Annotated in this window: 18 protein-coding genes; 7 read left to right on the top strand and 11 right to left on the bottom strand. The window is 31.7% G+C overall.

Features of this window, described 5'->3' with window-relative positions:
- Positions 1 to 117: 117 nt before the first annotated feature.
- The 3 genes from ACHRVL_RS22665 to ACHRVL_RS22655 all read right to left on the bottom strand — a co-directional run bounded on the left by ACHRVL_RS22665 (position 118) and on the right by ACHRVL_RS22655 (position 4,578).
- Positions 118 to 1,071 (bottom strand): phosphoribosylaminoimidazolesuccinocarboxamide synthase, encoded by a 954-nt coding sequence (locus ACHRVL_RS22665; protein ID WP_395415540.1) that lies wholly within the window; start codon positions 1,069 to 1,071, stop codon positions 118 to 120.
- 128 nt (positions 1,072 to 1,199) lie between these two features.
- Positions 1,200 to 3,548: a prolyl oligopeptidase family serine peptidase gene (locus ACHRVL_RS22660; protein WP_395415539.1), complete on the bottom strand. Its 2,349-nt coding sequence runs from the start codon at positions 3,546 to 3,548 to the stop codon at positions 1,200 to 1,202.
- A gap of 193 nt (positions 3,549 to 3,741) precedes the next feature.
- On the bottom strand, positions 3,742 to 4,578 hold the full coding sequence (locus ACHRVL_RS22655; protein WP_395415538.1) for a Cof-type HAD-IIB family hydrolase: 837 nt from the start codon (positions 4,576 to 4,578) through the stop codon (positions 3,742 to 3,744).
- A gap of 420 nt (positions 4,579 to 4,998) precedes the next feature.
- On the opposite strand from ACHRVL_RS22655, the gene ACHRVL_RS22650 reads away from it, so the two are divergent.
- Positions 4,999 to 5,448: a heme-binding domain-containing protein gene (locus ACHRVL_RS22650; RefSeq protein WP_395415537.1), complete on the top strand. Its 450-nt coding sequence runs from the start codon at positions 4,999 to 5,001 to the stop codon at positions 5,446 to 5,448.
- Positions 5,449 to 5,611: 163 nt separating this feature from the next.
- On the opposite strand, the gene ACHRVL_RS22645 is transcribed toward ACHRVL_RS22650, so the two are convergent.
- From ACHRVL_RS22645 to ACHRVL_RS22635, 3 genes are all read right to left on the bottom strand, one after another.
- Positions 5,612 to 5,974, bottom strand: coding sequence for a DUF1801 domain-containing protein (locus ACHRVL_RS22645; protein ID WP_395415536.1), 363 nt, complete (start codon positions 5,972 to 5,974; stop codon positions 5,612 to 5,614).
- Positions 5,971 to 6,663: a hypothetical protein gene (locus tag ACHRVL_RS22640; RefSeq protein ID WP_395415535.1), complete on the bottom strand. Its 693-nt coding sequence runs from the start codon at positions 6,661 to 6,663 to the stop codon at positions 5,971 to 5,973. Before ACHRVL_RS22640 ends, ACHRVL_RS22645 begins: the two co-directional genes overlap by 4 nt.
- A 152-nt stretch (positions 6,664 to 6,815) precedes the next feature.
- The gene (locus tag ACHRVL_RS22635) at positions 6,816 to 7,766 is read right to left on the bottom strand and encodes a PhoH family protein (protein ID WP_089055972.1); all 951 of its coding nucleotides are present in this window, start codon (positions 7,764 to 7,766) and stop codon (positions 6,816 to 6,818) included.
- A 280-nt stretch (positions 7,767 to 8,046) separates the two neighbouring features.
- Here ACHRVL_RS22635 and ACHRVL_RS22630 point away from each other — a divergent pair, with 280 nt between their 5' ends.
- The 6 genes from ACHRVL_RS22630 to ACHRVL_RS22605 all read left to right on the top strand — a co-directional run bounded on the left by ACHRVL_RS22630 (position 8,047) and on the right by ACHRVL_RS22605 (position 13,962).
- On the top strand, positions 8,047 to 8,874 hold the full coding sequence (locus ACHRVL_RS22630; RefSeq protein WP_395415549.1) for an S-adenosyl-l-methionine hydroxide adenosyltransferase family protein: 828 nt from the start codon (positions 8,047 to 8,049) through the stop codon (positions 8,872 to 8,874).
- 215 nt (positions 8,875 to 9,089) lie between these two features.
- A complete protein-coding gene (locus ACHRVL_RS22625) occupies positions 9,090 to 9,386 on the top strand; it encodes a putative quinol monooxygenase (protein ID WP_129024308.1) in 297 nt (98 codons plus the stop codon).
- Between the two features lie 244 nt (positions 9,387 to 9,630).
- Complete coding sequence (locus ACHRVL_RS22620) at positions 9,631 to 10,992, top strand: exonuclease domain-containing protein (RefSeq protein WP_129024309.1); 1,362 nt, start codon at positions 9,631 to 9,633, stop codon at positions 10,990 to 10,992.
- A 30-nt stretch (positions 10,993 to 11,022) separates the two neighbouring features.
- Positions 11,023 to 11,865 carry an ion transporter gene (locus ACHRVL_RS22615; RefSeq protein WP_395415534.1) on the top strand — a complete coding sequence of 281 codons (843 nt, stop codon included), beginning with the start codon at positions 11,023 to 11,025 and terminating at the stop codon, positions 11,863 to 11,865.
- A gap of 146 nt (positions 11,866 to 12,011) precedes the next feature.
- Positions 12,012 to 12,932, top strand: a complete 921-nt coding sequence (gene miaA / locus ACHRVL_RS22610; protein ID WP_395415533.1) for a tRNA (adenosine(37)-N6)-dimethylallyltransferase MiaA — start codon at positions 12,012 to 12,014, stop codon at positions 12,930 to 12,932.
- 283 nt (positions 12,933 to 13,215) lie between these two features.
- Positions 13,216 to 13,962 carry an acyl-[acyl-carrier-protein] thioesterase gene (locus ACHRVL_RS22605; RefSeq protein ID WP_395415532.1) on the top strand — a complete coding sequence of 249 codons (747 nt, stop codon included), beginning with the start codon at positions 13,216 to 13,218 and terminating at the stop codon, positions 13,960 to 13,962.
- 131 nt (positions 13,963 to 14,093) lie between these two features.
- On the opposite strand, the gene ACHRVL_RS22600 is transcribed toward ACHRVL_RS22605, so the two are convergent.
- The 5 genes from ACHRVL_RS22600 to ACHRVL_RS22580 all read right to left on the bottom strand — a co-directional run bounded on the left by ACHRVL_RS22600 (position 14,094) and on the right by ACHRVL_RS22580 (position 18,635).
- The gene (locus ACHRVL_RS22600; RefSeq protein WP_395415531.1) at positions 14,094 to 14,621 is read right to left on the bottom strand and encodes a hypothetical protein; all 528 of its coding nucleotides are present in this window, start codon (positions 14,619 to 14,621) and stop codon (positions 14,094 to 14,096) included.
- The gene (gene prfH, locus ACHRVL_RS22595) at positions 14,608 to 15,297 is read right to left on the bottom strand and encodes a peptide chain release factor H (protein WP_395415530.1); all 690 of its coding nucleotides are present in this window, start codon (positions 15,295 to 15,297) and stop codon (positions 14,608 to 14,610) included. Before prfH ends, ACHRVL_RS22600 begins: the two co-directional genes overlap by 14 nt.
- Positions 15,285 to 15,896 (bottom strand): hypothetical protein, encoded by a 612-nt coding sequence (locus tag ACHRVL_RS22590; RefSeq protein WP_395415529.1) that lies wholly within the window; start codon positions 15,894 to 15,896, stop codon positions 15,285 to 15,287. The genes prfH and ACHRVL_RS22590 overlap by 13 nt, the downstream gene beginning before the upstream one ends.
- 10 nt (positions 15,897 to 15,906) lie before the next feature.
- Entirely contained in the window at positions 15,907 to 17,298 is a 1,392-nt protein-coding gene (locus ACHRVL_RS22585; protein WP_395415528.1) for an RtcB family protein, read from the bottom strand.
- A gap of 620 nt (positions 17,299 to 17,918) precedes the next feature.
- Complete coding sequence (locus ACHRVL_RS22580; protein WP_071637402.1) at positions 17,919 to 18,635, bottom strand: response regulator transcription factor; 717 nt, start codon at positions 18,633 to 18,635, stop codon at positions 17,919 to 17,921.
- Position 18,636: the final 1 nt, after the last annotated feature.

The raw sequence follows: 18,636 nt of genomic DNA, 5'->3' as shown, positions 1-18,636 counted from the left end.
TTGATTTCGTAGAAAAATAGTCTTTTAAAATATAAAAAATGCCTTGCGATTATAAATCTGCAAGGCATTTTTAGTTGGAGAAATCTAGTTTAAAATAAATTAAAAACCTTTGACTTATTATTTATTACTTAGATAATCTAATACATTTTTATTAATACGCTGATCAATATTGTCGATATCAGCTTTAACAAATTTTTCTCCTAAAATATTTTCGTATAATTCGATATATCTTTCAGAAACTGATTCAATATAAGCCTCTGTCATATCAGGAATCTGTTGTCCTTCTTGTCCTTGAAAACCATTTTCAATCAACCAGCGGCGAACAAACTCTTTAGACAATTGTTTTTGCTCCTCTCCTTTATCTTGTCTTTCCTGATATCCATCAGCATAAAAATAACGAGAAGAATCTGGAGTATGAATTTCATCAATTAAAACAATAACTCCGTCTTTTGTTTTTCCAAATTCGTATTTAGTATCTACTAAAATTAAACCGCGAGAAGCAGCAATTTCAGTTCCTCTTTGAAATAACGCTCGTGTATATTTTTCTAAAACCAAATAATCTTCTTCAGAAACAATCCCTTTAGATAAAATATCCTCACGAGAAATATCTTCATCATGTGAACCGTTATCAGCTTTTGTAGTTGGTGTAATAATTGGTTCAGGAAATTTGTCATTTTCTTTCAAACCTTCGGTCATTGTTACACCGCAAATTTGTCTTCTTCCTGCAGCATATTCACGTGCAGCATGACCAGAAACATAACCACGAATAACCATTTCAACTTTAAAAGGTTCGCATAAATGTCCAACAGCTACATTTGGATCTGGAGTTGCAATTAACCAATTTGGAACAATATCAGCTGTAAGCTCCATAAATTTTGTTGCAATTTGATTCAAAATTTGTCCTTTGTAAGGAATCCCTTTTGGCAAAACCACATCAAAAGCCGAAAGTCTATCGGTTGCGACCATTACCAAAAGCTCGTCGTTGATATTATAAACTTCTCTAACTTTTCCGCGGTAAACTGATTTCTGATTCGGAAAATTAAAATTTGTGGTTGTAATTGTATTACTCATTATCCTAAGTTGTGTTGTTTTTTATGAATGCAAATTTAAAACTATTTAAAAGAAAAAAAGAATCTATTCAGATTCTTTTTTCTTTTAATCTCCGTGCAAATCTTAAATTATAAAGCTGCATCGCTAACTTATTTCTTCAGCAAAGTCGAATTAAATAAATTCAGAATTCTGCTGTACTCATCTATCCAAGAATAAGTTTCCTTAAATCCGTGTGCTTCAACAGGGAAAGAAGCTAGTGTCCAATTCTTTTTCTCCAACTCTATAAAACGTTGTGATAAACGAACAATATCTTTGTACTCTACATTATCGTCAACCATTCCGTGAAGCATCACTAAGTTTCCTTTTAAATTATCTGCAAAATAAATAGGAGAGCTTTTTTTGTAAGCAATTGGATCTGTTTCTGGAAAATTCAAAATATTACCCGTATATCCGTGATTGTAATGTGCCCAATCTGTAACCGAACGTAAAGCTGCGCCCGAAGCAAATTCGCCAGGAGTAGTAAGCATTCCCATTAAAGTAATAAAACCTCCATAAGACCCTCCATAAATACCAACTCTATCAGCATCAATTCCGTACTTCTCAACCAAATATTTTTTACCATCCAATTGATCAGTCAAATCTTTTCCGCCCATAAAACGATAGATACCAGTTCTAAAATCCCTTCCATAACCATCACTTCCTCTATAATCAATATCTAGAACAGTATAACCTAAATCAGTCAGCATATTATGAAACATATACTCTCTATAGTAATTACTCCAATAATTATGAGCGTTTTGCAAATATCCTGCACCATGAACAAAAATAACTGCAGCTTTATTCGAAGTTTCCGTTTTTGGCGTATACAATCTAGCATATACAGGAGTTCCATCTTGTGCTTTAAATGTTATAACTTCAGGCTCTCTCCATTTGTAATTTTTGAAACTTTCAGAAGCCGAAGAAGTAATCTGTTGCAGTGTAGTATTTTTTCTATTCTCAGCTATGTATAAATCCCATGGAATATTTTTATATGAATAACGTACTAACAGCGTTTTTTCATCTGGTGAAACTACTACTTCATGCGCTCCATCTTTTGTTAAAACAGGTTCTAAAGCGCCTCCAGAAGCAGCTAGTTTATAATAATTCCTGTTTCCTGGATGTGTAGTATTAGTTGTTAAATAGAATGTTTTTTTATCGTTAGACAGCGTCACATTGCGAACTTCCCAATTGCCGCTTGTAAGCTGTGTTTTTTTATTCGATTTAAAATTATAAGTATATAAATGTGAATATCCTGTTACTTCAGATTGGAAATACAGCGTTTCATTATCTGCTAAGAAACCTAGAATTCCAGAATCAAAAGAATAAGATGGTATTCCTGGTCCCGCAATCCAAGCTTCGTCATGCTGATGCTCAATTTCTTTAAATGTCCCATTCTCAAGATTTAAACTCACCAACCATCTATCTTTGTTATCTTGGCTTCTGATTTCAACAATTGCAATTGAACCATTTTCGTTGTAAACTGGAGCCTGAGCTACAATTAACTTATCCTCTTTTGCTTTGTTTTTCAAGTTATCGTACGATTCATAATATTTAGGAACATCTTGAATGTGGCTCAATTTTGAAAAATCGACAAAATAAACTGAATCCTTAGCAACAGAATAAATTCCGAATTTTGTTTTAACAAAATTTGCCGTAGATACTTTTTCTTTTGTTTCAGGTGATTGATTATAACCATCACTAGTTATAAAAACTTCCATTTTTTCTTTTTTGACAACTGCTTCTTCTGCTAAACAAAATGTTGCAAAATTCCCGTTTGGATTTGCTTTTAGATTATAAAAACTATCCTTTCCATAAAAATATTCTTTAGCAAAATCAGATTTAACAGCTTTACTTTTGGCTAGATTCCATTGTTTTTTTGCTTCAGCGTCTCTAATAAACTGAAATAATTCTTTTTGTTGTACTTTTAAGAATGAATCCTTCTCAGGTGTTTTACTTTTTTTCTCGCCTTTATTAAAATTGGTAATTTGCAAAACACTTCCCTCTTTTGCATTGTATTTAAAAATATTATCATTTTGTTCAAAAAATACTATTCCAGATTCGCTGCCTAATTCAAGATTTGAAATTGGTGTACTTTGCTGATAGATTTTTTTTGTTGTTTTTGAAGCAACAGAGTACGAAAACAATCTTCCATTATCTAAATAATAAACTAAATCTGATCCCGGTTTTCTTTTAAAATCAAGTTTAGAAAAAGCAGCTTCCTTTGGTTCAACCAAAACAGGCTTTGCAGCTCCTTTTTGCCAGGAATAAGTACTTGCGCCCAAATCATTAGTCGGATTCCAATCAAAATAAACTTTTTTGCTATCTAAAGACCAGCGTCCGTTTGTGGGTTGATTTCCTATAAAAGATTCGCCTTTCATTATTTCCTCTAATTTCAATGTTTGGTTATATCCTTTTACTGAAAAAATTAGAAAGGCAGCAATAAAAATGTTTTTTGTCATGGTATTAGTTTTTATGAGAAAACAAAAATACACGTTGAAAATTACTAAAAAAACATTTTTGTAATTTCCTTGCAAAATTCTCTATATAATATTCATTTAACAAAAAAATCCTTGAAGAATTACCTTCAAGGATCTTATTTTTATCAAAAGTCTAAAATTTAAAATCCTAAACTTTGTATATCTATTTTAATACTTATACTTCGTTTGCTGCAAATTCTCTATTCAATATTTTTGAAGCAATATATTTCGCCACACCATCTTCAGCATTTGCAGTTATCACTTCTAAATCAGGCAATGTTTCTTTTAATAAAGCTGGAGCATTCCCCATAATTAATCCTTTTCCGGCTGCAGCTAACATTTGCACGTCGTTAAAACCATCACCAAATGCAACTGCTTGATCTAAAGTAAAACCTTCTTTTTCTAAAACTTTTTCGATTGCAACAGCTTTATCTACGGATTTATCCATAAACTCTAAGCAAGTAGGCAAACTAAAGGCATGATGCAGATTGTCTGAAGAATTAGCTAAAACAGCGTCTTTTAATGCCACTAATTTTTCGTGATTGTCACATGAAAAGAAAATTTTAATAGCACTAAAATCTTCAAGAGTTTTATAATCAACTAATTCAGGGCGATATTTCAATTCAGCCTGAAAAGCATTAAGTCTTTCATTTACTCTATTGGTCTGCCAAACATTTTCTTTGAATAAAACTACTGTAATTTCAGGGTCGATTTCAACATTTAAGGCTGCTTTAACTACATCGCTTTCTAAATCAAAAGCAAAAAGTTCTTGCTTTTCTGGCGAATGTATTCTGGCTCCATTTGAACTTACTAAATAAACAGGAACTTCAAGAGTTTCAATGATTGCCATTGCATCAAGATGATGACGGCCTGTAGCAACTACAATAAGATAATTTTGGTTGTGAAGTTCTTGAAAAATTGATTTTGTATAATCTGAAATTCGGTGTTGAGGATTGAGTAAAGTTCCATCTAAATCACTTACTACAACTTTTATATTTTTAAGATTTGCCATATTAATAATCAAATATTTATGATGTGCAAATTTACGGCTTTAAGCCCAACTGAACAAAGTTTGAGTAATTAATCAGATCAAGCCCATCCGATATTTAATTAATAACAGATTTAATGCTATAATTTTTAAATACACCAAATAAAAACTGCCTGTTTTTATTAAATAAATATTTTTCGTCTTTTCTAAAAGCTTAATTTTATGAGAGAAAAAAATTTCCATACCTGATTGAGGCATTTTAAATACTCTTAGCAAACTTATTTCTTCCTCATGATGTTGCTTTAAAACAATATCAAAAAAAGATAAAACTCTATCATTATCAATCCTAATCTGGTCATTTTATTAAAATGATTATAATCCTGTGACAAAAAATTGCATGATCAACAATGTCGAATAAAAACTACAATCTAAAAATAAAAAACAATGAAAAAATCAGCCCTTTTAATAGCTATAATCTTAGTATTGATTCAGTTTTTTCGTCCAGAAAAAAACACTTCAGAACAACCAAGCTATAATGATAATGCTATTGAAAAACAGTATAAAAATCCCGAAAACGTAAATTTGCTTTTAAAAACCAGTTGCTATGACTGTCATTCTAATAATACCCATTATCCTTGGTACAATAATATACAACCTTTGGCATGGTGGCTAAACAAACATATTGTTGATGGAAAAAAAGAGTTAAACTTTGATGAGTTTAATACTTACTCTTTAGAAAGAAAACAGAAAAAACTTAGCGAAATAATTAAAGAAATTGAGAAAAAAAATATGCCTCTTTATTCATACACATTAATTCATGCGAACGCTAAATTAACTATAAAACAGCAAAAAGAAATAACTGACTGGGCTAAGAAATTGAAAGCTAATCTTTGATCTAAAAAACTATAGCAAAATCAATTTTTATTCTAACTTTTATATTCACTCATTTAATTTCTTACTATTAACACATAAAAATCAAACCTATTTTAACTTTTAAAAACTGAATTATATTCTACAAATTTAGGCTGTCTAGGAATATTAAATTCATTTATAAACTCTAAACTTTAATAATTCCAGATTTATATAAGTTTATAGCTTTTTGAATTATTGATTCAATCTGTTCTAAAGGCAGATCTTCATCAGAATTAAGTATCATAATTTTCATTCTTGATCTTTTTTCTTGGAGCAAAAATGGTTCATCAAAATGTTTTCCTTCTACAATTCCAATATAAGGTTGGTTATTCTTTTTATGCTTCCATAAATAGCAGAACATTTTTCCTTTATAACAGAAAAAAGGCATTCCGTATTTTAGAACGTGCGTAATGTCTTTGTCTTGTTTTAAGATGATTTCTTTTAATGCAAGAAATGTCCCTTTTATGGGTTCTTCTTGGTTTAGATAGAAATCATCTAGTTGTTTCATTTTTTAAATTCAAGCTCCTTTTTCCAATTATCTATAGTTTTAGGACGCTCATTATTATTTGGGTAATTTAATGTAACAAAATCAAATTGCTCTTTAGTTAACAAGACTATTCGTCCGTCATTACCAGAACTAATAGGATAAAATTGTTCATTACTATTTTGCAATTTTAATTGGTCATTTAACATTTCAATAAAATTTAAATATGCAATTCCCCAATCATAATCACCAAAATCGTTATCAAAAGCAGTGTACTCTTTTCCATTAAGCTTTATTTTGTGCGTCCAATGTTCTTCTGTTTGATTATCATTTTCGTCCGAGAAAGAAAGCTTTAGATTCAGTTTATCAAATAAAGGTTTTATAGTTCCTAAATATCCTGTTAAACCTCCGCCTTCAAATAATGTTTCTGAATCAATAAAATAAAATCTATTATCTGTAAAGCTCAAATCTTCCCTCATAAAACCTTCAAAAAAACTCAGTTCATCGTAAGATCTTTTAAAATCATCTTTGGTCACTTTCAAGTCTGTCTTATCAGTTAAATCAAAAAAGTTTAATTTATCTAATTCTAAAACAATCTCTTTTCCAGTTAATTTATTTTTGTTTTTTCTCGAACTATTATTTTCTCTTTTTTGAGCATAAAACTTAAATGAAAAAAATAACAAACCGAGAATTAAAATAATTTTACTTTCCATTTTTTTATAAACTGATGCATCTTTTTTAATTTGTCAATGATTCAAAAAAATATTCGTTTTGCACCTATCAAAAAGAAATAAGCACAAAACGAATATCAATAAATATTAAAACACACTTTACGATTTACATTTAACATTTTATAAAATTAAACTTAATCGTGATTTTCTATTTGTTTGTAAGCGTCGATTACCTTTTTCACTAATCTATGGCGAACGATATCTTTATCATCCAAGTAGATAATTCCTATTCCGTCAATATCTTTCAGAACCAAAATCGCTTCTTTAAGCCCAGAAATAGTGCGTCTCGGTAAATCGACCTGCCCAGGGTCTCCCGTAATCATAAACTTAGCGTTTTTCCCCATACGGGTCAAAAACATCTTCATTTGTGAGTGGGTCGTATTCTGTGCCTCGTCTAGAATTACAAAGGCATTATCAAGCGTTCGTCCTCGCATAAAAGCTAAAGGCGCAATCTGAATAATTCCTTTTAAAATATAATCTTCGAGCTTTTCATTGGGTAACATATCGCGCAAAGCATCATAAAGCGGCTGCATGTAAGGATCTAGTTTTTCTTTCATATCGCCGGGTAAAAAACCAAGATTTTCACCTGCTTCTACCGCCGGACGAGTCAAAATTATCCTTTTTACTTCTTTGTCTTTAAGCGCTTTTACCGCCATTGCAACACCCGTATATGTTTTACCTGTTCCTGCTGGACCAATGGCAAAAACCATATCATTTTTTTTGATCGTATCCACCAGCAATTGCTGATTTGGCGTCATGGCTTTGATTATTTTACCGCCAACTCCGTGAACTAATATTTTGTCATGATCGTATGCTTTTTTTTCATCCTGACCATCACTCATAATTACACGTTCAATTACATTATCATCAATGTTGTTGTATCTGGTAAAATGAAGCATAAGCCTCTGAAATCTCTTTTCGAATTCATCTAAAACTTCTTTTTCGCCAAAGGCTTTCAAAGTGGTCCCTCGCGCTACGATTTTAAGCTTTGGGTAGTACTTTTTAATAATTTCAAGATGAGAATCCTGCGCGCCCCAAAAGTCTTTTGGAGCGATGTCTATTAGCTCGATAATTCTTTCGTTCAAAGGAGATAAATTTAAATTAAAAATAAATTTGTTTTGTAAATCTATTGCTGTCGGGTATTTTTTTATGTTATGGTTTTCAGCAGCATCTGTACTTTTAAATACCAATTAAAATAACTTTTTGTTAAAAGACTGAAAACTGAAACTGAAAATTGAGACTCTATATATTTTATTACAATTTGTCTTTTCTTTCTTTCAATTTGTTTTTACTATTCTTAGATTTGCATTTCTCAAATTTAATGAAAATTAGATTTAAATACTACCAATAGTTATAAACAAAATGATGTCAATAATTACCCTTACTACTGATTACGGCTTAAAAGACCACTTTGTTGGTTCGCTGAAGGGTAAAATTCTTTCAGAGCTTTCTGAGGCAAAAATCATTGACATTTCGCACGATATTGATCCATTTAACACTGCCGAAGCAAGTTATATAATTGGTGCATCGTATTTAAGCTTTCCAAAAGGCACTGTTCACTTGATTGGTGTTGATATCGAACGCAACAAAGAAAACCAGCATATAGCCATGCAATGGAACGATCATTTCTTTATCTGTGCAGATAATGGAATTTTAAGCATGCTTACGCAAAAAATCGTTCCGCAGAAAATTGTAGCTATTAATATTCACGATCGTTTTCCTGTTGAATCCAGCGATTTAGACATTTTTATACAAGTTGCCTGCCACATTGCAAAAGGCGGATTACTAAACGTTATTGGTAAAGAAATCCCCGCTGTTAAGGAAGTAACCGAATTACAGGCAATTGTTTCTGCCGATGGAAATACATTGAAAGGATATGTTATTTATATCGATCATTTTGGAAACGTCGTTACCAATATCTCTAAAAAACAATTTTTAGAAGTTTCACGAGGACGTCCATACGAGATCGTCATGAAACCCAAAAGTATCAAAACAATCCTGCCCAATTATTCAGATATTGCAACTTCAGACAAATATCCTATTAAAACCTATGAGGGCGAGAAACTAGCTATTTTTAATGAAGCAGGATTTCTCGAAATAGCTATTTTTAGAAGCAATCCATCAAAAGTAGGTTCTGCAAATAGTTTATTAGGATTGAATTATCGCGATGTAATTACTATTGTGTTTTCTTGATTTTAAATTAAATTGCACAAAGATTTTGCTGATTAAGCCAATTTACGAGAAGACTTTTGCTGTTTTTTATCAGAAATGAGAATATTGTAAAAAACTATGATTTTATAATATTTTACTTTTTCTCAAAAAGAACAATCCCTTTTGGTACTTTTGCCCACCTATAAGCTTTCAGATTTTCAATAAATCTAAAAAACAACAATCTAAAAATTGAATACATGTTTGTCAGAATTGTAAAAATGAGTTTTCACGAAGATAAAATCTCTGATTTTCTAGAGAATTTTGAATCTGTTAAAGACAAAATACGCAATGCAGAAGGAAATCGTTTTTTAGAATTGTATCAAGATAAAAACGATAAATGCATCTTTTTCACCTATAGTTATTGGGAAACCGAAAGCGATTTAGAAAATTATCGACAATCTGAACTTTTTAGCAGTGTTTGGAGTTTTACAAAAAAACTATTCAATGCCAAACCAGAAGCTTGGAGCGTTGACAAAATTGTGACTTTAATTTAGTTTAAATTCGAGTTTCAATTTTAAACTTACAATAATTTTAAAAAAAAGAATGGTTTTTCAAGTACTATTTTCTATCTTGAAACCTGAAAATATATTATAATTCAAGAATATAAAAATGAAGATATTCTCTAATTAAAGAGAATACTGAAGTAAATAAATTAACCATTTTTAAAGTCCTTCTTAAAGGATAAAAAAACAAATTATTTGATATTCATTTTTATTCATTGACCATTGACATCTAAGAATGTACGCAATACTAGACATAGAAACTACCGGAGGCCAGTTTAATGAAGAAGGAATTACTGAAATTGCCATCTATAAATTTGATGGTCATGAAGTAGTCGATCAATTCATTAGCCTAATTAATCCCGAAATTCCAATTCAGCCATTTGTGGTTAAATTAACTGGAATCAATAACGCTATGTTGCAGTCAGCTCCAAAATTTTTTGAAGTTGCCAAGCGAATCATCGAAATAACTTCAGACTGTATTATTGTCGCTCACAATGCATCATTTGATTATCGCATTTTACGCACAGAATTTAGACGTCTGGGTTACGACTTTCAAGCAAAAACACTTTGTACCGTTGAACTTGCAAAAAAATTAATTCCAGAACAGCCTTCATACAGTTTAGGTAAACTGGTGCGTGCTCTCGGAATTCCTATGGCAGACAGACATCGCGCCAGCGGAGACGCAATGGCAACTACAAAGCTGTTTAAAATGCTTTTAGAAAAAGACTTAGAAAAAACAATTGTAAAAGATTTTATAAAGCTGGAAGTAGAAAAAGGAATTGCACCAAAATTTCTAGATCTATTAAACCAAATGCCCGCTAAAACCGGTGTATACTATATTTACAATGAAAGCGGGACTTTAATATACATTGGCAAAAGTCAAAACATTAGAAAAAGAATCAATCAGCATTTTACAGGAATCACAACAAAAAGTAAAAAAATTCAAGCCGAAGTTTTTACTATTACATACGATGAAACTGGAAGTGAGTTAATTGCTCTTTTAAAAGAAAGCGAAGAAATAAAAATAAACAGACCTCGATATAATCGTGCCCAGCGCAAAACAATTTTTCAATATGCCCTATATTCTGAGAAAGATTCTAACGGATATATTAATTTAAAAATTGAAAAAACCGATGGCCGCAAACGAGAAATTACTTCGTTTGTTACCCTGCAAGAGGCCAAAAATGCTCTTTTTAGATTTACAGAAAAATATCATTTATGTCAAAAATTGACAGGACTTTATCAAACAAAAAAAGAGTGTTTTCAATATAAAATAAAGCAGTGTGATGGAGCTTGTATTGGCGAAATTACCCCAGAAGTTTACAATGCCCGAGTGCAGCAGTTTATCTCTGAAAATAGTTTTGAGAATAAAAGCATGATTTTAAAAGACAGAGGTCGAAATGTAAATGAAAGAAGTGCTGTTTTGATCGAAAATGGAATCTATAAAGGTTATGCATATTACGATCTAAATTATCAAATTACGAATATCGAAATTCTAAAAAATATTTTAATACCAATGCAGCACAATCGAGATGTAAAAAATATTATACAGAACTATATTCGTAAAAATAAGAATCTTAAAATTCTGCATTTTTAACAACTAAAAACTTTCATTATCTTTGAAGATATGAAAAAAATGAAATCAAAATACGATATTTTCAGACAAAAAACCCAAATTATTATTTATGGCAGTAATACCATTTGGGGGCGAATGTTCGATTTAGTTCTCCTTGGACTCATACTTCTCAGCGTACTTTTGGTTATGCTTGATACCGTAGAAGGAATCAACCAAAAATATCACAATCAATTGCTTATTTGTGAGTGGATTATAACTGTTTTTTTTACCATCGAATACATTTTAAGAATTATTTCCATTCAAAAACCAGTAAAATATATTTTCAGTTTTTATGGAATCATAGATTTACTCGCGATTTTACCAATGTATCTGTCGATATTTTTCCCAGCAACAAACGTATTGACGATCGTGCGGGTTTTACGTTTTTTAAGATTATTCAAAATTTTACATATTCCGCAAATCTCACATCAATCTGCACAATTAAAAGAAGCACTTGATGCCAGTAAAGAAAAAATTCTAGTTTTCATCTATTTCGTTGTGATCAGCGCCGTAATAATTGGGTCGCTTATGTATGTAGTCGAAGGCAAAGAAGGCGGTTTTACCAGCATTCCTGTTGGAATTTATTGGTCAATTGTAACCTTAACCACTGTTGGCTACGGAGACATTTCACCAATTACACCACTCGGACAATTTTTAGCATCACTTGTAATGATAATGGGATACGGAATAATCGCTGTACCAACTGGAATCGTAACGGCTGAATTTGCAAAAAGCAGTTTAAAAAACAGCGCAGTAAGTACAAAAACAACTTGTTCAAAATGCAACACACAAGTTCATTTTGACAACGCAAAATATTGTTATCAATGCGGAAAAACATTACCCAATAATTTATGAAGCTAATCCGGCTTTACATTGCAACTCCTCCTTATCTTTGTTGTTTTTTAAAGGCATAAAAAGAGTTCCTAAAGGCGCTTTTTTATCCAAAAAAAACGAACAAACATAAGTCCGGGGTTTTTATTTCCATCCGCGCTAAAAACAATATGAAATACCTAATTACCATTGTCGGACCAACAGCAATAGGCAAAACAGCCTTAAGCATTGCTTTGGCACAACATTTCAAGTGCGAAATCGTTTCTTGTGACAGTCGTCAATTTTTCAAAGAAATGACAATTGGAACCGCCGTTCCTAATCAACAAGAATTAAATTCGGCTAAACATCATTTCATCCAAAATAAATCTATTTTCGAAAATTACACCGTAGGCGATTACGAAAAAGAAGCTTTAGCCAAAATTGAAGAGCTATTTCAAACCAATGATTTTGTTATTCTTATTGGCGGTTCAGGCCTATATGTTGATGCCATTTTAAAAGGTTTCGATGAATTTCCTGAAATCGATCCTCAAGTTCGTTCTCAAGTAAATTCCAACTATGAAAAACTTGGAATTGAATACCTTCAAGAACAACTGAAAAATTTAGATCCAGAATATTATCAAAAAATAACTATAGAAAACCCGCAAACACTACAAAATCCACAGCGAATGATGCGTTTTGTAGAAGTTTGTATTGGAGCCCAAAAACCCTATTCATCATTTCTAAATCAGAAGAAAAACAATAGAAACTTCACTCCTATCTTAATCGGTTTAGATGCGGACAGAGAAATCATTTACAGCAGAATCAACCAGCGTGTTGATATTATGATGAATGAAGGTTTGCTAGAAGAAGCCAAAGAATTGTATCCTAATAAAGCGTTAAATGCGCTTCAAACGGTCGGTTATAGAGAATTATTTAGTTATTTTGACGGAGAATTCACGTTGCCTTTTGCAATAGAAGAAATCAAAAAGAACACAAGAAGATTCTCGAAAAGACAATTAACGTGGTTCAAACGAAATGAAAACACAAAATGGTTTGATTACGCAACAGATAGAAAAGAAATTATAATATATATTGATACTTTGACAAAATGAAGTTTTTAAAACTAATTGGAAACATTTTCTTTCTTTTTTGCACAATGGTTTTAACTTTCACGTTTTCATTGACATTAAAAGAAAAAATTGAAAAGCCGAATTTTAAAAATTTAAACACGACAGAATTTATAGTTTTCGGAATAATTGTATTTGGTTTTATTTTCATTAGTTTTAAAATAATATCAGCATATTTCAAAAAATCAAAAATTTAAAATCTATTCTCTTTCTTCTTTCTTCTATTCTCTGAAAGAAAAATCTAAACTCAACAATCTAAAATTAAAAAATGCCAATATCTCCAAATTTTACATCCGTTTTAAGTAAAGACTGGGAAATCAATTTTACACAATGTACGCCAACAGGTTTCTTAAAATATACTGATCTGTGCAATATTTTACAATTAACCGCTGCCGCACACTCTGAACTTGGAGGAATCAGCTTTTATGATATGCAGGAATTTCACCAAGCTTGGGTTTTAAGCCGAATGCGAGTTGAAGTTCACGCTTTACCAAAATGGCAAGATGTTGTAACTGTAAAAACGTGGATTAATAGTCTGGAGAACTCACGTTCTGTTCGTGCTTTAGAAATGTATGTAAACGGGAAAAAAATCGTAGGCTGCGAAACGTATTGGGCTGTTTTCAATACGCAAGCACGTCGTCCGGAAGCTTTGGCGTTACCTTATGAACATTTCGAATTATTCCCTGAAAACAGAGCGACTTCAGAAGGTTTTTCTAAAATAAATATCAATCACGAAAAAGAAGCTGTTTTTGAAAAAATAGTTTACTTATCTGATTTAGACATTGTAAATCACGTAAACAATGTAAAATACCTCGAATGGTGCCTTGATCATGTTGACCCAAAAAGAATCATGAAACAGGAAGTAAAAAGCTTTGAAATGAATTTCATGAAAGAACTTTCATTAAAAGATAATGTAGTAATTCATGAAAGCGAAGACGACGATCATACAACAGCAACATTCAGCATTACAAAAGGCGACAAAACCTGTTTTGCTTTGGAATTACATTGGAAGTAAAACAAGTTTATAAATAAGCTTTCTTTCCTCTCTATTTTCCTACAATATTGTCATTTCCACGGAGGAGAAATGACAAACTTTAGCTAAAAAACAAAAAAAACGATGCAATATGCATCGTTTTTTCATCAAAATCATTTCAATTTCTCTTTAGAATTCTTTTTAGAATTCTTTTTCTTCTTTAACAAATCTATTTTTCCTTGAATTCTCTTCTCTACTTCACTAATATCAGAATCAAAAGCAAACTGTAAACTGCATAGTTTTGCATTTTTAATTTCTTTTAATGCTTTTTCAAATTCCTGCTGCGCTTCAAAAAGAATCGCTTTCTTCGCATAAATATCAGATTTATTAATTCCTTTTATTGTTAAAGCAAAATCGATTAACTTTTGAGCTTCTTCAAAATCTTCATTTAAAATCAAAGTCTGCAAATAATGCGGATAAACTTCAAACGCATAAATATTAATAGCCAGAGCTTCCTGAAAATAGGATTTTGCATCTTCGTAATTCATCAACTGCTCAGCCTGAATTCTTCCGTACAAACACAAAACCATAGTATTTTTTGCATCATAAGAAAAAGCATAATCCAAAGATTCAATGGTTTCCTCAAGCGAATACGGATAGTTATCCAAAGCCTGAAAAAGATATTTATCAATTGTTTTCATTTCTTAAATAGTTTTTTAATTTCTGACGAGTTCCTTTATAAGTTTTCTCTATTTTATTCTTCTTAAAATCACTTCCGGTAAAAACTCTAATAGGATTCCCGCGCTGAATATTCAGCTGATTTCCCCATTGCTTTTCAACGTGATTTTTAAGTTGAGTTAGATTTTCGTCTTCTAATTTTTTTAATAATCTTTCTGTTGCCAGTTTTTTGTTTTGGTGCTGTGAACGACTGTCCATTGCCACAACTGCAATTCCTGTTGGAATATGTATTGCACGAATTGCTGAACTTACTTTGTTCACATGCTGACCTCCTGCTCCAGAACTGCGCATTGCCTGATACTGAATATCATTTTCTGAAACTGATACTTTTTTTTGCGGTTCGATTTCAAAAATCCCAATAAACCAGTTCTTCCGTTTGTGCATTTTCCTAAACTGACTCTGACCAATCCACTGAATCGTACCAACCCAAGAATTCACGAAACTACCTGCATTAATTCCTTTTACTGCAATTGATGCTGTTTCGACCGTTCCATTTTCCTGACCTGTTTCTCGCTGAAGCAAAACAACATCTAATTGCTGATCTTGTGCTTCTTCCAAAACTTTTTTAAGCACTTGGGCAGTAACCCAAGTGCATTCAGCAGGTCCGCGGCCTGCTGTTATTTGAATTATTCTCTCCATTTTCTTAAAATCTTAAGCAGTTTTTCTCTGTTTTTTGCTGCTTTTACAAATTGTGGTAAACGCGCCACTAAACTTGATGAATAGTTAACTTTGGAATTTCTTTCTCTTAAATCAGCTTGAATGTATCTTTCTAAATAATCAATATGATCCTGATTGTAAGCCCATAAAATATTGTCGCCCACTTCTTTTTGAAACCACAGTGGTAAATTATACCAACATTCTTTTACCAAACCATCATCATGCTTTGGTTCCTTACGAGTTCTATAAACCTTTGTTTTCCAATCCTCTTGAAAATTACAATGCGGGCATTTGGTTTTATACATTAACGGTTTTTCCTTTAATGGTTGAGACTTATATTCAAATTTTTCAAAACAATTATTACAATACTCTTTCCCATATGCCACATATTGATAAATAGGCTCATCCATTTTGTGAAAGCAATGTTTACACTCAAAAGTCATTGTTATGCATTTTCCACATTCACAATCTTTCTTAGGTATACTCTTTACAACAGCCTTAAATTCACATTTTGGGCATTTTACAAAAATCTCATTGTAGAAATTCCCTAACCATTTATTTTCATCTTGAAATCTTTCCATAATCTACTTTTTAACGATCCATTCTAACAATCTTCGGCGTAAAAGTTCCTAAAACTTCAACCAAATCACTTTGATTAGCCATTACTTTTGTAATGTCTTTATACGCCATTGGTGCTTCGTCAATATTTCCTCCAATCAACGTTACATCATTGGCTTTCAAAACCTTTTTAATTTCGCTTTGCGTGAAAGTACTTTTACATTTCGCTCTTGAAAACAAACGTCCAGCACCATGCGAAGCTGAATTTAAACTCTCTGCATTTCCCTTTCCTTTTACAATGTAGCCGGGCGCAGTCATTGAACCAGGAATAATTCCCAACTGACCTTCTGCCGCAGGAGTTGCTCCTTTTCTATGCACAATGCATTCCTGACCGTTTACCATTTCTTTCCAAGCAAAATTGTGGTGGTTTTCAATCGTTACCACTACTCTTTTTCCAATTGCTTTGGCAATTCGCCTGTGAATATCATCGTGGCAAGCTTTTGCATATTCTCCTGCTAAATTCATCGCCAGCCAATATTCCTGACCATCGTGCGTATTTAAATCTAACCAAGCTAAATGCTGCACATTTTTAGGTAACGGACATTGTTTTGTTGCCAAGTACGTGTAATGCTTCGCTATATTTGCGCCTAAACCACGAGAGCCACTGTGCGAAAGAACAGCAAAATACTCGCCTTTATCAAGCTTCCACTCATTCTCTGGATTTTCAATTTTAGCGATTCCAAACTCTACAAAATGGTTTCCTCCGCCTGAACTTCCTAACTGTTTATAGGCTTTTGGCAAAAGATTCTTTAGTAACGGAATGTCTTGAAATTCACTTTTATAAAACACTTCATGATCAACTCTCGAAGCATGCGTTTCATACATCCCAAATTTTGTATTATCTTTTAAAATTGCTTCTAATTGATGTTCTTTTCCTTTGAAATGAGAAGCTGGCAAATCGAAAATTGAAAGACTCATTCGACATCCAATATCAACTCCAACTCCGTATGGAATTACAGCATTATCTGTTGCTAAAACACCGCCAATTGGCAATCCATATCCCGAATGTGCATCTGGCATTAATGCTCCAGCAACTGAAACTGGCAGTTTCAAAGAATCATACAATTGAAATTTTGCCTGTTGATCTATTTCATTTTCACCAAAAATGGTAAAAGGCGCTCTTGTTGTTTTAAGCTGATGCATTCTTACTTGAACTGGGTTTATTAAGCCTTCAGCCACTTTACCCCAAGTTCCATTTCCTTCGTACTTTTCGGGATGTAATAAAACGTCTTTTGCTTCTGTTAGAATAGATTCTTTTTTCTCTCTTTTTCTATATCTGTTTATCTGCCCTAAGGCGATATTTATTGAATTATTCTTTGGAAAACCTAATTTAATCAGGTCTTTTCCAGTTAATTTATTTCCCATAAATTATTTAATTATTTGTTGTACAAGCTCAAATCAAATTGAACTTAAAATAGTTCAATTTGAAATAAACATGCGAAATCTTTAATCCTTTCGGATAGTTGTTAAATTATTCTTTCGGGAAAATTTGAAGTGTCTAGAATAAAAAAAGCCCGAAACTAAATGTCTTCGGGCTTTTTATATATCTAAAAATGTATTTCTAAGATTGAAATAAGCCACGAAGAATTGCTGCACCAAATCTTTTTGGTGTGAAGCTTTGTGATGTTGATGTAAATACAAACATTTTTCTTCGTTTTTAAAAGGGTTAATTATTTTTTCGTCTGCAAATATTCAGAATTGTTTTTTGAATTTCCAAATTTATTTTAAAGAAAATTCTTTAAAATAAATATTTTCGCTCTTTAATACTTAATAAAAACGAAGTTATTATTTTGGTAATAAACACTTTAACTCCAATACAAAATAATTAGTTTTTTGTCGATATTGCTAACTATTTCAGCCGTTGATGCGTAATGAATTATCGTAATCCGTCTCTCATGGTTGAAACTTTTGCCTATACAAATTCTAATTTTAAAGCATAAAAAAAGCTCTGATTTCTCAGAGCTTATATTTTTTAGGTGAATTTATTATTCAGAAACTTTGCTTTTTACAACTAATCTGAAACCTTCTCCGTGGATATTTAAAATTTCAACATCTTCATCTGCTTTTAGATATTTTCTAAGTTTAGCGATGTAAACGTCCATACTTCTTGAAGTAAAGTAGTTGTCATCTCTCCAAATCTTAGTCAAAGCTAATTCTCTTGGCATTAAGTCATTCTCATGAAGAATCAACATTTTAAGCAATTCATTCTCTTTTGGAGATAATTTTATTGGTTCTTCGTTTTCAAAAGTTAAAAATCTAAGTTTAGAATTAAGATGGAACTTACCAATATTAAACTCAAATTGAACTTGTTCTGCTTTTGTATCAGCAGATTTTCTTTGAATAATTGCTTTGATTTTCATCAATAAAACTTCTGAATCAAAAGGCTTATTCAAATAATCGTCAGCACCAGCTTTGTATCCTTTTAACACATCCTCTTTCATTGATTTTGCTGTTAAGAAGATAATAGGCACTTCACTGTTTTTTTCTCTGATTTCTTTGGCTAAAGTGTAACCATCTTTATAAGGCATCATTACATCCAGAATGCATAAATCATATACATCTTTTTTGAATTTTTCGAAACCTTCCATACCGTTTTTAGCTAAAGTAACTTCAAAGTCATTTAACATTAGATAATCTTTAAGAACTGCCCCAAAATTAAGGTCATCTTCTACTAAAAGTATTCTTTTGTTATTATTTTCCATA

Source organism: Flavobacterium sp. FlaQc-28 (assembly GCF_044007415.1).
Lineage (GTDB): Bacteria > Bacteroidota > Bacteroidia > Flavobacteriales > Flavobacteriaceae > Flavobacterium.
This window is presented reverse-complemented; position numbering and strand designations above follow the sequence as displayed.

What these genes read in the sequence shown, in the direction of transcription:
- ACHRVL_RS22665 (WP_395415540.1), bottom strand. Translation starts at nt 1,071, where the DNA reads ATGAGTAATACAATTACAACCACAAATTTTAATTTTCCGAATCAGAAA.
- ACHRVL_RS22660 (WP_395415539.1), bottom strand. Translation starts at nt 3,548, where the DNA reads ATGACAAAAAACATTTTTATTGCTGCCTTTCTAATTTTTTCAGTAAAA.
- ACHRVL_RS22655 (WP_395415538.1), bottom strand. Translation starts at nt 4,578, where the DNA reads ATGGCAAATCTTAAAAATATAAAAGTTGTAGTAAGTGATTTAGATGGA.
- ACHRVL_RS22650 (WP_395415537.1), top strand. Translation starts at nt 4,999, where the DNA reads ATGAAAAAATCAGCCCTTTTAATAGCTATAATCTTAGTATTGATTCAG.
- ACHRVL_RS22645 (WP_395415536.1), bottom strand. Translation starts at nt 5,974, where the DNA reads ATGAAACAACTAGATGATTTCTATCTAAACCAAGAAGAACCCATAAAA.
- ACHRVL_RS22640 (WP_395415535.1), bottom strand. Translation starts at nt 6,663, where the DNA reads ATGGAAAGTAAAATTATTTTAATTCTCGGTTTGTTATTTTTTTCATTT.
- ACHRVL_RS22630 (WP_395415549.1), top strand. Translation starts at nt 8,047, where the DNA reads ATGTCAATAATTACCCTTACTACTGATTACGGCTTAAAAGACCACTTT.
- ACHRVL_RS22625 (WP_129024308.1), top strand. Translation starts at nt 9,090, where the DNA reads ATGTTTGTCAGAATTGTAAAAATGAGTTTTCACGAAGATAAAATCTCT.
- ACHRVL_RS22620 (WP_129024309.1), top strand. Translation starts at nt 9,631, where the DNA reads ATGTACGCAATACTAGACATAGAAACTACCGGAGGCCAGTTTAATGAA.
- ACHRVL_RS22615 (WP_395415534.1), top strand. Translation starts at nt 11,023, where the DNA reads ATGAAAAAAATGAAATCAAAATACGATATTTTCAGACAAAAAACCCAA.
- miaA (WP_395415533.1), top strand. Translation starts at nt 12,012, where the DNA reads ATGAAATACCTAATTACCATTGTCGGACCAACAGCAATAGGCAAAACA.
- ACHRVL_RS22605 (WP_395415532.1), top strand. Translation starts at nt 13,216, where the DNA reads ATGCCAATATCTCCAAATTTTACATCCGTTTTAAGTAAAGACTGGGAA.
- ACHRVL_RS22600 (WP_395415531.1), bottom strand. Translation starts at nt 14,621, where the DNA reads ATGAAAACAATTGATAAATATCTTTTTCAGGCTTTGGATAACTATCCG.
- prfH (WP_395415530.1), bottom strand. Translation starts at nt 15,297, where the DNA reads ATGGAGAGAATAATTCAAATAACAGCAGGCCGCGGACCTGCTGAATGC.
- ACHRVL_RS22590 (WP_395415529.1), bottom strand. Translation starts at nt 15,896, where the DNA reads ATGGAAAGATTTCAAGATGAAAATAAATGGTTAGGGAATTTCTACAAT.
- ACHRVL_RS22585 (WP_395415528.1), bottom strand. Translation starts at nt 17,298, where the DNA reads ATGGGAAATAAATTAACTGGAAAAGACCTGATTAAATTAGGTTTTCCA.
- ACHRVL_RS22580 (WP_071637402.1), bottom strand. Translation starts at nt 18,635, where the DNA reads ATGGAAAATAATAACAAAAGAATACTTTTAGTAGAAGATGACCTTAAT.